Raw genomic sequence first — 12,458 nt, 5'->3', positions numbered from 1 at the left:
GATGGGCCAATTGGGTTAGCTTGCCCGGGGCTTCTTTGCAGCGGCTTGCTTCCAGAAGAAAAAATGCCCCAGAGCCATGCCGCCATGTCCAACGGCATAGGCCATCAAAAGCCATACAAATACGCTGTGCAGGCTAGCTGCTGTGTGCGACGCATCACCCATCTGCCACGAGCGGAACCACCACAGGCCAGTGAGCAGGGTCATACTCAAGGCTCCCATGCCGAGGCCCTGCACAACACAGGCAAGCCCCTTGGGGCGCGGCGCGATAATAAGCTTGCCGCTGCGTATGGCCGCAACGTCACTGGCAAGTTGCGCCATGTCGCCCCACAGATAGGGAAAATAGTGACGCGGCCCACGCATGCCAAGCCCGCATGCCACAAGGCCAAATCCCAGCACGCACAGCACAAGGCCCAGAATCATGTGGACGGCGCCAAGGCCAAAAAGTTGCGTCAGCACCTGCACCAGTATCAGGCAGACCACCAGGGCGTGCAAAAAACACAACACCGGAGGCTGAAAAAATCCGAGAAACTTCCACAGCAAACCCAACTGGGTTTTCAGCATTTCACCCAAGCCCATAGCGTCGCTCCCTGTTTTGCAACTTTTCAAGAACGGCGGCGCAACGGCGCGCCTGTGGCTTCAATCCCCGCAAAAAAACAAGCGCCGCCCCAAGGGGCGGCGCAACAGGTCTAATGGAGGCACGAGCATGAAAGCATGTGCGCCATCTTTTCTTTCTTGGTACGCAAATAGTTTTCATTCTCCGGGCAGGCTTCCATTTCAATGGGCACCCGCTCCACAATCTCTATGCCGTAACCGGAAAGTCCCACAATCTTCTTGGGGTTATTGGTCAGCAAGCGGATCTTGTGGATTCCCAGGTCAACCAGCATCTGCGCGCCGGTGCCGTAGTCGCGCAAATCCGGGGGGAAGCCCAGCTTGCGGTTGGCTTCGACCGTATCGTAGCCCTCATCCTGCAAGGCATACGCCTTGATCTTGTTGGCAAGGCCGATACCACGCCCTTCCTGACGCATATAGAGCAGCGCGCCGCGCCCTTCTTTTTCGATCTGGCGCAGGGCAGCGCCCAGCTGGCCGCCGCAGTCGCAGCGCAGTGATCCAAGGGCATCACCCGTGAGGCATTCGCTGTGAATACGGGTCAGCACCGGTTCCGGCGTGGAAAGGTCACCCTTTACAAGTGCCAGATGCGTGCCGGGTTCGTTTTCGCTTTCATAGGCAATGACAGAGAAGTCGCCAAAGCGCGTGGGCAAATGGGCCTGCGCCACCCGGCGCACCGAAACCTGACCCCGGTCAAGGCGGTAGCGGATGAGATCCTTGACCGCGGCAATCTTCAGGCCGTGCTCTTCGGCAAAAATTTCAAGGTCGGGCATGCGCGCCATGGTGCCGTCGTCGCGCATGATCTCGCAGATGACGGACGCAGGCTTGAGACCGGCCAGACGGGAAAGGTCAACGCCGCCTTCGGTCTGCCCGGCGCGCGAAAGCACACCGCCAACCTTGGCCCGCAGGGGGAAGATATGCCCGGGGGTGACGATATCGTCAGGCCGCACATTGTCTGCCACGGCAGCCAGGATGGTCGTGGCGCGGTCGGCGGCGGAAATGCCCGTGGTCACGCCGTCGCGGGCTTCAATGGAGATGGTGAAGTTGGTGCCAAAGCGCGAACCGTTGCGCTGGGTCATCAGGGGCAGTTGCAAGCGATCAATGATCTCGGGAGCCATAGGCAGGCAGATGAGCCCCCTGCCGAACTTGGCCATGAAATTGATAGCTTCCGGAGTCACATGCTCGGCTGCCATGGTGAGGTCGCCTTCGTTTTCGCGGCCTTCGTCATCTACCAGAATAATCATTTTGCCCTGCCGGATGTCGGCAATGGCCTCTTCAATGCTGCACAATGGCATGTTGCTTCCTTCATTGCCCGCCGGGGGGCGTGATTTTTTTTACTTTCATCAAAGGTTAGGTACGGAGGCCTGTTCTGTCAACCGCAGGAGGGTCAAACACACAGCGCCTTTCTGCCCGCAAAAGGTTCAGTGCCGCCCCCGCAGAGACAAATCGCCCGCGCCTTGGGCTAACTGCCCGAAACAGGCTTGAGGCCAACCTCTGCCAGCAGATCCTTGACCGACCTGCCGAACAAAAAGGGTAGCATGGCGCGGGGTACGCCAGCGCGCTCCACGCAAAGCTCGCGAAAAGCAGCATCCGTGCGGGCGGCTTCGCCCAGTTCCGCCACGGCGGCTTCCCGCTCGCTGCCCTCCAGCGGGCCTTGCTCCGCATAACGCTCCACCGTCAGGCCTTGCCCCTGCTGCGGAAAAAATCCCAGTCTGTCGGCCAGTTCAAGCACCGCCCGCACAGAAACCTGCTCTTCATGCGCGCTCACAAGGTCAGGCAGCAAGGCCCTGCTGGCAGCACTCAGAGTTGAAAATCCGGGGATCCCGTCGGCCAGCGCGTTCAGAGCCGCATACCGCCCAAGGTGCGACCCCTTGGCAAGCAGGGCCTCCAGCGGCCCGGTGTCCATGCAGAACAGGGCCGTGCACTGGGCCGGGCGCTGTTCATAGATGCCGCAGCCCGCGCCTTCGCGGTAATAACGGCAGCGCCAGGGGTGCACCCTGCCGCCGGGCCCGGCAATCTTGAGACGTTCCCCTTCCAGCGGCCGCAATGCCTTGCGCGAGTCATCCCGCGCCCACTCCCCGGCACGCAGGCACACCAGGGCTTCGAGGGTCAACGTGCCGGAAACCAGCAATGCGGCGTCGCTCAGCATCAGGGTCGGCCCGCCCAGCAGGCAACAGGTGCCGCAGCGCCTGCACACAGGCTCCCCGCCGGAATCCGCGGGCATGGATGAAAAAGGGGAATTCTGCATACTCATAGGTTCTCCAGGGCCGGATCAGTGCGAAGGAGGAAAGGCTTGCCCTTTCTCCGCATGTTCCTGCCGGTTCTGCTTGAAACGTCCGCCCCAGAGGCGTCCCAGCCTGCGGGAGAGTTTTTCCATATAATAGTAGTACACTGGCGTGATGTAGAGCGTGACCAACTGCGAAAAGCACAGCCCGCCCACCACAGCCAGACCCAGCGCACGGCGGGCATCGGCCCCCGCGCCGATGCCCACGGCAATGGGCAGCGCGCCCATGAGCGCGGCCACGGTGGTCATCATGATAGGCCGAAAGCGCACATGACAGCCCTGGGTAATGGCTGCCAGCGGATCAAGGGACGGATCATTCTTCTGCGCTTCCAGTGCGAAATCGAGCATCATGATGGCATTTTTCTTTACGATGCCAAGCAGCATGATGATGCCCACAAAGCCGTACAGATCAAGCTCCATGCCGAACAGCCACAGGGTCGCCAGCGCGCCAAAGCCCGCCGACGGCAAGCCGGAAAGAATGGTGAACGGGTGGATAAAGCTTTCATACAAAATGCCCAGCACAAGATAAATGACCACAATGGCCAGCACAAGCAGCCAGCCCATACCTTTGAGCGAACTCTGAAAGGCCTGCGCAGTGCCCTGCGATTCGGCGGTCACCGTATCGGGCAGCAGCGGGCGCGCCGCCGCCTCCACCGCGCCTACGCCCTGACTGAGCGAAATACCGGGGCGCAGGTTGTACGAGATGGTCACGGACGGGAACTGCCCGTTGTGGTTGACCGCGATGGGGCCAACACCGGTGGAAAGTTTGGCAAGAGTATCCAGCGGTACAAGATCGCCGCTCTTGGAGCGCACATAAAGCCGCGAAAGGGCCGAGCGGTCTTTCTGGAAGGGCTTTTGCAATTCCACAAAGACCGAATAGTCATCCGTAGGCGCGTAAATTGTCGAAACCTCGCGCGAACCGTAGGCCGACTGCAGGGCCAGCTCTATCTGCTGCGGGGTCACGCCCAGAGCTGCGGCGCGGTTGCGGTCAATGGTCACGCGCAGTTCAGGATTCTTGAGTTGCAGGTCGCTGTTGACGTCCTGCAATTCCGGCAACTTGCGCAGGGCATCCTCGATGCGTTGGGCGCTTTCAAAAAGCGAACCCATATCCGGCCCAAACAGCGTGTATTGATACAGGGCCTTGGAGGCGCGGCCGCCAATGCTGATGGTGGGCGGCACACGCACAAATACGCGCATGGAAGGCGAGGTGTTGAGATCCTTGCGCAGCTTCTGGGCCACGGCCTCAATGCCGGGGCGTTTGTCGTGCTCCGCCAGCCGCATGAGCAGGATGCCGTTGTTCATGCTCTGGCTGCCGCCCACAATGCCCACAATGGAGTTGTAGGCCGCCACATGGGTGGATGATTCCAGCATTGGGTCAAGGCTGTGCTGCGCCCGCACCATGCCCTCAAAGGACACGCCCTGCTCCGCCTCGGTACTGGCCTGCAACAGGCCCATGTCTTCCGTAGGCAAAAAACCCTTGGGAATGACCATGCCCAGCCATACTGTCAGGGCCAACAGGCCAAACGAGGCCAACAGGGTAATGCGCCGATGGCGCAACGCCACATCCAGCGAGCGGGCGTACAGGTCGGCCAAGCGGTCAAAACATCGTTCGAGCGCGCCGTACAGCCCGCTCACGGCAGGCTTGTGCCCGGCCATGTTCCGCCCCTGAGCCTTCAAAAAATAAGCGCAGAGCATGGGAGTGAGCGTGAGTGAAACCACGCCGGAGCTCAGAATCGCGGCAATGATCACCACCGCGAATTCGCGGAACAGCCGCCCCACAATGCCGCCCATGAACAGCACGGGAATGAACACCGCCGCCAGCGAGAGCGTCATGGAAACAATGGTGAAGCCGATCTCCGCCGAGCCGTCAAAGGCCGCTGTCTGCGGATCCTTGCCCATCTCCTGATGGCGCACGATGTTTTCAAGCATGACGATGGCATCGTCCACCACAAAGCCCACGGCAAGAGTCAGAGCCATGAGCGAGAGGTTGTCCAGGCTGTAGCCCAGCACAGACATGACGGCAAAGGTCGAAATAACCGACATGGGCAGGGCAAGGCTGGGAATGATGGTGGCGGGCAGGTTGCGCAAAAAGATAAATATGACCAGCACCACCAGAAATACCGTGAGCACCAGAGTGAATTTTACGTCTGCCACAGATTCGCGAATGGACTCGGAGCGGTCGTAAAAAACCTCCACCTTGGCGGAGGGCGGCAATTGTTTTTCCAGCGCGGGCAGCAGGGCGCGGATGGAATCCACCACCTGCACTGTATTGGTGCTGGGCTGGCGCTCCACGGCCAGCATGATGCTGGGCGCGCCGCCGTTGCTCCAGGTAAGCTGTTTGTCCTGCTTGAAGCTGTCCACCACTTCGCCCAGATCGCGCAGGCGCACGGGCGCGCCGTTGCGGTAGGCCACCACCGCGTCGCTGAAGGCGCGGGCGTTCATAAGCTGGCCCGAAGATTTGATGGAATCAGCCCGATGCGACCCTTCCAGCGAGCCTGTGGGCAGCATGCTGTTGGCTGCGGCAACAGCCTCGGCCACCTCGTCAATGCCAAGGCCTCGCGTGGCCAGCTCGTCCGGATTCAGCTGCACGCGCACTGCGTACTGCTTCTGCCCGTAAATGACCACCTGAGCCACGCCGTCCACCATGGAAAGGCGCTGGCCTATGAGCGTATCCGCGTATTCATTGAGCACATAGAGCGGCAAGGTGGCAGATGATACGCGCAGTTGCAGGATGGGCAGATCCGCGGGGTTCACCTTGCGGAAGCTCGGCGGCACGGTCATGTTGGAGGGCAAACGACGCTGGGCAAGGCCGATGGCCGACTGCACGTCCAGAGCCGCCGCATCGATATTGCGGTCAAGGGCAAACTGGATGGTGATGCGTGTGCGGCCCGTAGAATTGACAGATGAAATGGAGTCGATGCCCGCAATGGTGAAAAATTCTTTTTCCAGCGGCGTAGCCACGGATGAGGCCATGGTTTCCGGATCGGCCCCGGCAAGTTCGGCCTGCACCTGAATGGTGGGAAAATCCACGGTGGGCAACTGGTTTACGGGCAGGTTGCGATACCCCGACACGCCAAAAAACAGCATGCCCAGCATTATCAGCACAGTGGCCACAGGGCGGCGGATAAAAAGCGCGGCGATATTCATGCGGCCCCCTCGGGGAATGCAATGGACGGCACACTTGCCTTGCGGCAAGAGGGGCTGCCCGGATCAAGTCTGCCCATGTAAAATAATCAACGTCCGGGGCACTCGCCTTGTGGCGGTCAAAGCCCGCCCAAGCCTGCTTTGGACAAATCCATTCCATCAATTCAAAAAATACTGCTCCAGCTCCCGCACCAGCAGGAACAGGCCCAGCAAACAGCACACGCCGCCAATGAGGGTGCGCAGCATGCCTGTGGGCGTGCGTTTTGCCAGAACCACGCCGCCAGCAAACCCTGCGACTTCAAGAATGCATATTATCGGCAGCAGGGCAAAATCCACATGCCCGTCAGCTATATTGCCCACCGTGCCAAACAGGGCTGTAACCACCTGATACGGCATGGCAAGGCCCACAGCCGTCATGGGGGCAACCCCAGCGGCTATCATCCACGGGATGGTCAGCACCGGGCCGCCAGCGCCAGTCATGCCCGCCAGAAAGCCCGTGCTCGCCCCGATGAAGAAAAACCCCGCCCTGCTCTGCCAAAAAACGCTGCCGCCAGCCTTGGGGGGGCGCAATACGCAAAAGCCTGCAAACAGGATGATGCCCGCCAGCAAAATCACCAGCGGCTTTGCGTTGATGCTGGCGTTGAGCACGGCCCCAGGCAGAGCCGCGAGGCCGCCGATCATAAAGGGCGTGGCCCGCGACCAGTCCACATGGCCCAAACGGCGATACATGACGGTTCCCACCAGCCCAATGGGCAAAAAGGACGCCAGCGCCGTCCCCATGGCCTCGTGCGGCTCAAGCCCGCTCAGCAGGATCAACCCCGGAGGGACAAGAATACCGCCCACGCCCGTAAGCCCAACCAGAATACCCACCAGCAGGCATACAGCACCCAGCACTATTAACAACATATCTTCCTCAAAAATTAGGCAGACTGACCACCATGAAGCACAGCCAGAGCGTCAGACCCCCACACAAGGCGCTATAGCGCAAGAGTTCACAAAGCGCCAGCAAGCGCTTGCGATCCCAGGGCGCGGCCTCGTCCTGTTCCGGCCCGAGCCAGGGTTTTGGCGTCAGCGTGCCGAAGTACACGGACGGCCCGCCCATGCGCGCGCCGCACAGCCATGCGCAGACTGTCATGGACCAGCCGGAATTGGGGCTTGGCATACCTACGGCCTGTCGGGCCACAACCCGAAAACCGGGCCAGCGGCCTTGCCACACGCGCACGGGCCGCAGCCGACCGGGCAAAAACCGCAGATGACGTTCACAGATGGCTACGCATCTGTCCGCAAGGCAGGCCGCACAGGCCGATAAACGGGCAGGAAGGTAGGCCAGCGCATCATCGCCGCGCGCCCCGGCCCAGCCCAGCCAGCGCCACTTTTCGGTCAGGTAGCCCCACATGGAATCAGTGGTGCTCACGGCCTTGTAGCACCACATGGCCACGGGCCCGCCCACGAGCAGCCAGAAAAAAGGAGCCATAAAGGCGTCCGTGAGATTTTCAGAAAGCGTATCGGCCAGGGTTTTGCGCATGAGGGGGCGATCCATGCTGGATGTATCCCGGCTGACCAGCCACGAAAGCGCTTCGCGCGCTTGCGGCTCGTCATAGTGTTCGACCCGGCGCAGCACTTCCTGCCCGGTGCGCAGCAAGCTGCCCAGAGCAAGCCCGGCCCAGGCCAGATACAGGGCCAGCAGTGGCCCAAGCACCGGCAAGGAAACCAGCCCCCATGCCGCAACACCTGTCAGCCCCACAAGCACTGCCAGCGCAACACCCCCGGCAAAACGCCCGCGCTGACGTTCGGCATCCGGCCCGTTCTTGCGCATAACGCGCCGCGCCGGGGCTTCCAGCCAGTCCAGCAGCTTGCCCACCACGCAGACAGGGTGCCTCCACGGCAGGTCAGGATCGCCCAGCCAGAGATCAAAAATCAGGGCCAGAGGGGCAAGCCACCAGCATTCCCACACGGAATAGGGGAATAGCTGCGCCAGACTCACGCCCAATTCTCCATAAGGCCGGTGCGGGCCAGGGCCATATACAGCACAATTCCCGCCGAGGTGGAAAGGTTGAGGCTGCGCACGCGACCCTCCAGCATGGGAATGCGGATACGGTGGGGCGAAAGCGCCAGAATTTCCTGCGGCAGGCCGCGCGTTTCCGGCCCGAATACAAGGCAATCCTCCGGCTCAAAGGCAAACTGGTGGGCCGGGGCGCTGACCTGCCCTTTCTTGGCCGAGGTCAGCACAAGGCGCGCACCCTGCTGCCCCTGCGCCGCAAAGGCGGCCCAGTCGGGCCAGACGCGCAGCCGCACGTTGGGCCAGTAATCCAGCCCTGCGCGCTTGAGGTAGCGGTCTTCAAGCTTGAAGCCCAGAGGCTCAATGAGGTTCAGGGTGGTATCCGTGGCGGCGCACAGCCGGGCGATATTGCCTGTATTGGGGGGGATTTCCGGCTCAAAAAGAACTATCTGCATGGTGTAGCTGACTGGTGGTAATAATGTGAATGGCACAGACTGGAAGTGCCAGCCATATTGCCGAGGCAAACATATCTAGTTGGCCTCCCCCGCGAGGGGCAGGCGCATGCCGATGCGGTTGGTCAGGCCGCAGCGCTTTTCTTCTTCAAGAATATCCTTGAGAAACCGGGGCATGTCCGCATCTTCCAGAGCAGTGAAGCCCAAGCGGGCGTAAAATGGCGCGTTCCAGGGCACGTGGGTAAATGTTGTCAAATAGAGTGCGGGCATTCTGCGCTGCCGCAAGCCCTCTGCAACCCGGCCAATGAGCGCCGCGCCTATGCCTTTGCGCATGTGGTCAGGGTGCACGTCAATCTGGGCCAGCAGAGCGGCATGGTCAATCAGCCGCACATAGGCGTAGCCCACAGGATTGCCCGCATGGTCAAGGGCCGCCCAGAGAAGGCCGTTTTGAACAGCTTCATGAAGTTTGTCCACAGGCGTGAAATCGGAACGGATGTGATCCGGTATGGAGCCTGGAGGAAAAATCCCCGCAGCGGCTACTTCAATAGCCGCCAGCAGGGGCACATGACATGCCGTTGCCTGTGCTATGGTGTATCCCTGAGGACTTTTCATATCAATCCGCCGCGCAAAGCAACGTGTTTTCCTGCAACAAGTGGTTGCTGATTCTTGTTTTCCAGCGAAATTTCACTACCCCATACTTTCGTGAGCGGGTGCGCCATGCGATGGATTTTGTTCTCCGGCAAGGAAAAATATTGCCCGTGGAGGGAGTGTACATAACGGTACTCGACCGACACCGGGCAATATTTTGACGCAGATGGAGGGTAAAAGACACGCACGGCGCACCCGCTCACATAATTTTCATGGAAGCGGAGAGACCGGGAACAACCTGACAAACAACACGAATATCCTTGCTGCCAAAACCCGCGTCATCCAGCGTGGCGAAGATGTCCGCCTCGGTCACTTCCACCCGCGCGCCGCTGACGCCAGCCGCCTCCAGCCTTTCGCGCAGCAGGGCGCTGGCCCGCTGGCGGGCTTCGCTCAGGCTGTAGCCCTTGCCAATGCGCTCGGTCAATTCCAGCGCCGGGATTGTCAGCACGCAGCGCCCGGTATCGGCATAGAGTTCCAGCGCGTCTGTTGGCAGGGTCAGGGCCGCGCCCACGGCATTGGCGACATCTGCGTATGGCGGTGTTTCCACGGGCATGTTCAGGGCTTTGGACATGCGCCGGGCAACGCAGGCCGCAGGGCCGCCCACCAGCCACACGTGCTGCGGGCGCGCCTCGCACACTGCCTTGAGGGCCGCCAGGGTGTAAATGGGGCGGGCATTGATGCCATCAGTCAGGGCACGGGCGGCGGCGGCCACCTGTGCAAGGGCATCGTCTGCGGCCATTTGGGCCAGAGATTCCGGGGACAGGCCGTGCTCTGCGGCCAGTGCGGCAATGCCCGCCGTGGATGCGTTCACATCGCCCGCCACGGCATCCCCGCCATTGATGCCCAGCACGCCAGCCGGGCCAGCGACAAAATTCAATACGTTCAGGGCATCCAGCAGGGTGGGACGGGAACCGCCAAAGGCCATGGCCGGGCCTTCGCGCAAGGGGCCGACATGAACCGGGCGCGCAGCGCCGGGCGCGGTATCCACCGCAAGCAGCGAATCGCCGCCCACACCGATGGAAACCGAAGCCAGAGCGCGCACAAGGGTGCGCCGCCCCTTGAGCAGCATGCCGTCCCTGTCCACCACCGGGGAGCCGTCCACAAAGAGCGCCATATCTGTTGTTGTGCCGCCCATATCGAGCAACAGGGAGCAGCCCTGCCGCATGGCCTTGCTGCCGCCGCACAGGGCGAGCACGCCCATGACGCTGGCCGCAGGGCCGGAAAGTATGGACTGCACAGGCTCCCGCCGCGAAAGCGTCAGCGGCACCGCGCCGCCGTCCGCCTTGAGCAGACGCACCGAGGCTGTAATGCCAGCCTCGGCAAGGGCAGCCTCCACGGCATCCAGAAATTCATTGTGCAGGCGCTGCACGGCGGCATTGAAATAGGCGGTTGCCATGCGCCGGGGAAAGTTGAGCCGCCCCGAGAGCCTGTGCCCCACGGTTATGGACATCTGCGGCACAGCCGACCGCACGGCTTCGCTCATGGCCAGTTCGTGCACGGCATTGCGCGGCGAAAATTTGCCCACGCAGGCCACGGCGGCAACCCCCGCCGCCTCCCATTCCCTGACAGCGGCAGGCAAGGAGGCAGTGCGCAGGGGGCTGACCTCCACGCCCCGGTGATCCAGCCCGCCGGGAACAACGCAGACATGCGCGCCCATTGCAAAACGATGCGGATCAAGCCCCGGCCCGGCGGAAAGGGCCAGCCCCACAGGGTCGGCGCGATCCTGCACCAGGGCGTTGACGGCCAGGGTCGCCCCAAGGGTCACGCGTGAAATAGCGCCAAAATCGCAGCCAGGGGCAGCCGTTGCCAGGGCGGCGAGCACCTCGCGCACAGACGCGGGCAGATTGTCGTGACGGGTGCGCGCCTTGGCGCTGGCCACCAACCGGGCGGAGGGCAAAGCTTCGGCACCAAGTCCCTCTGCGCCAATTTCGCCCGGAGCCAGTTCTTCTGCGGCGGCATCGCAGGCAAGCAGCACGGCATCGGTGTGCGTGCCCCCGGCGTCAATGCCCAGCACATATGTTTCGCTCATAATTCCGGCCTCATAATACTTGTTTGCTGGCCCTGAACATACGGCATCGCCATCCGCAGGGCCAGCCCTTATTATTGGGCAGTTTTCAGGCGGCCTTACCGGCCCTGCCCCGCCGCGCATCCCCTTTGCCTGCTCCATGCACCCGCAATTGTGGATATTCTTTCTCCCACTGGCGCAATTGCTTGCCATATGCGGTCATTTTCAGTAGATTTTTGCTCTTGCGGCAACCGCCGGGACTGCCCCGGCGCGCCCGCGTCTTATACAGCAGGCTACTGCGGAGGAAAGCCATGCAGAACGCAAAGTTTATCTGGTTTGACGGAAAAATGCTCCCTTCTGAACAAGCACAGGTTCATGTGCTGACCCACGCCTTGCATTACGGCAGCGCCGTATTTGAAGGCATTCGCGCATACGCCTGCGCCGACGGCACTTCTGCCGTATTCCGTCTGGAAGACCACTGCAAGCGCCTAATTAACTCCGCTAAGATTATGCGCCTGGAAGTACCCTTCACGGCTGAACAGCTCGTAGCCGCCTGTATTGAGACCCTCAAGGCCAATAAACTGCCCGAAGGTTACGTGCGCCCCCTTTCTTTCGTGGGCCATGGCGAAATGGGCGTCTACCCCGGCAACAACCCGGTGCAGACCATCATCGCCGCCTGGGCCTGGGGCGCGTATCTTGGCGCAGAAGCTCTTGAAAAGGGCATCCGCGTCAAGACCAGCAGCTTTGCCCGCAGCCATGTGAATACCAGCATGTCCAAGGCCAAGGCCGCCGGCAACTACATCAACTCCATCCTTGCCAAGGTGGAAGCCAAGGAAGACGGCTATGACGAAGCCGTGATGCTCGACACCAACGGCTATGTTTCCGAAGCCACGGGCGAGAACATCTTTATCGTGCGCGACGGCGTGATCAAAACCACGCCCTGGACGTCCATTCTGGGCGGCCTCACGCGCGACTCCGTCATGAAGCTTGCCAGAGACCTCGGCTACACCGTGGAAGAACAGCAGTTCACCCGCGATGAATTCTACATCGCTGATGAAGCGTTCTTTACCGGCACCGCGGCTGAAATCACCCCCATCCGCGAGCTTGACCACCGCCAGATCGGCGTTGGGCACGCTGGCCCGGTGACCAAGCACCTGCAGAAAGAATACTTTGCCATCGTCAAGGGCGAAAATCCCAAATACGAAGGCTGGCTGCACCGCTTTACCATTTAGTGCAGACAAACGGCGGGCCGCAATGCCGCCGCTTAGAGAGATATGCATCCGGCAGCTCCGCCCTCGCGGGGCTGCCGGATACCAAAGA

At 61.4% G+C, this 12,458-nt stretch carries 10 protein-coding genes; 1 reads left to right on the top strand and 9 read right to left on the bottom strand.

The features are described from left to right. Nucleotides 1-15: 15 nt before the first annotated feature. The 9 genes from ACUZ9Q_RS01810 to ACUZ9Q_RS01770 all read right to left on the bottom strand — a co-directional run bounded on the left by ACUZ9Q_RS01810 (nucleotide 16) and on the right by ACUZ9Q_RS01770 (nucleotide 11,162). On the bottom strand, nucleotides 16-576 hold the full coding sequence (locus tag ACUZ9Q_RS01810; RefSeq protein WP_449247217.1) for a cytochrome b/b6 domain-containing protein: 561 nt from the start codon (nucleotides 574-576) through the stop codon (nucleotides 16-18). Between the two features lie 110 nt (nucleotides 577-686). After that, a complete protein-coding gene (locus tag ACUZ9Q_RS01805; RefSeq protein ID WP_192112286.1) occupies nucleotides 687-1,901 on the bottom strand; it encodes a bifunctional 3,4-dihydroxy-2-butanone-4-phosphate synthase/GTP cyclohydrolase II in 1,215 nt (404 codons plus the stop codon). 167 nt (nucleotides 1,902-2,068) lie between these two features. Further along, nucleotides 2,069-2,860 (bottom strand): YkgJ family cysteine cluster protein, encoded by a 792-nt coding sequence (locus ACUZ9Q_RS01800; protein WP_449247216.1) that lies wholly within the window; start codon nucleotides 2,858-2,860, stop codon nucleotides 2,069-2,071. An 18-nt stretch (nucleotides 2,861-2,878) separates the two neighbouring features. Then, nucleotides 2,879-6,037 (bottom strand): efflux RND transporter permease subunit, encoded by a 3,159-nt coding sequence (locus ACUZ9Q_RS01795; protein WP_449247215.1) that lies wholly within the window; start codon nucleotides 6,035-6,037, stop codon nucleotides 2,879-2,881. A 156-nt stretch (nucleotides 6,038-6,193) separates the two neighbouring features. After that, complete coding sequence (locus ACUZ9Q_RS01790; protein WP_192112283.1) at nucleotides 6,194-6,940, bottom strand: sulfite exporter TauE/SafE family protein; 747 nt, start codon at nucleotides 6,938-6,940, stop codon at nucleotides 6,194-6,196. Nucleotides 6,941-6,947: 7 nt separating this feature from the next. Then, nucleotides 6,948-8,018 (bottom strand): CobD/CbiB family cobalamin biosynthesis protein, encoded by a 1,071-nt coding sequence (locus ACUZ9Q_RS01785; RefSeq protein WP_233483685.1) that lies wholly within the window; start codon nucleotides 8,016-8,018, stop codon nucleotides 6,948-6,950. Next, the gene (locus tag ACUZ9Q_RS01780; protein ID WP_192112281.1) at nucleotides 8,015-8,488 is read right to left on the bottom strand and encodes a tRNA (cytidine(34)-2'-O)-methyltransferase; all 474 of its coding nucleotides are present in this window, start codon (nucleotides 8,486-8,488) and stop codon (nucleotides 8,015-8,017) included. Before ACUZ9Q_RS01780 ends, ACUZ9Q_RS01785 begins: the two co-directional genes overlap by 4 nt. A gap of 75 nt (nucleotides 8,489-8,563) precedes the next feature. Beyond that, nucleotides 8,564-9,097, bottom strand: coding sequence for a GNAT family N-acetyltransferase (locus ACUZ9Q_RS01775; protein ID WP_449247214.1), 534 nt, complete (start codon nucleotides 9,095-9,097; stop codon nucleotides 8,564-8,566). A 235-nt stretch (nucleotides 9,098-9,332) separates the two neighbouring features. Then, the gene (locus tag ACUZ9Q_RS01770; protein WP_449247213.1) at nucleotides 9,333-11,162 is read right to left on the bottom strand and encodes a hydantoinase/oxoprolinase family protein; all 1,830 of its coding nucleotides are present in this window, start codon (nucleotides 11,160-11,162) and stop codon (nucleotides 9,333-9,335) included. A 287-nt stretch (nucleotides 11,163-11,449) separates the two neighbouring features. Between ACUZ9Q_RS01770 and ACUZ9Q_RS01765 the strand changes: the two genes are divergently transcribed. Continuing rightward, the gene (locus tag ACUZ9Q_RS01765; RefSeq protein ID WP_022657737.1) at nucleotides 11,450-12,370 is read left to right on the top strand and encodes a branched-chain amino acid transaminase; all 921 of its coding nucleotides are present in this window, start codon (nucleotides 11,450-11,452) and stop codon (nucleotides 12,368-12,370) included. Nucleotides 12,371-12,458: the final 88 nt, after the last annotated feature.

The organism is Desulfovibrio desulfopostgatei (assembly GCF_053570645.1).
This window is presented reverse-complemented; position numbering and strand designations above follow the sequence as displayed.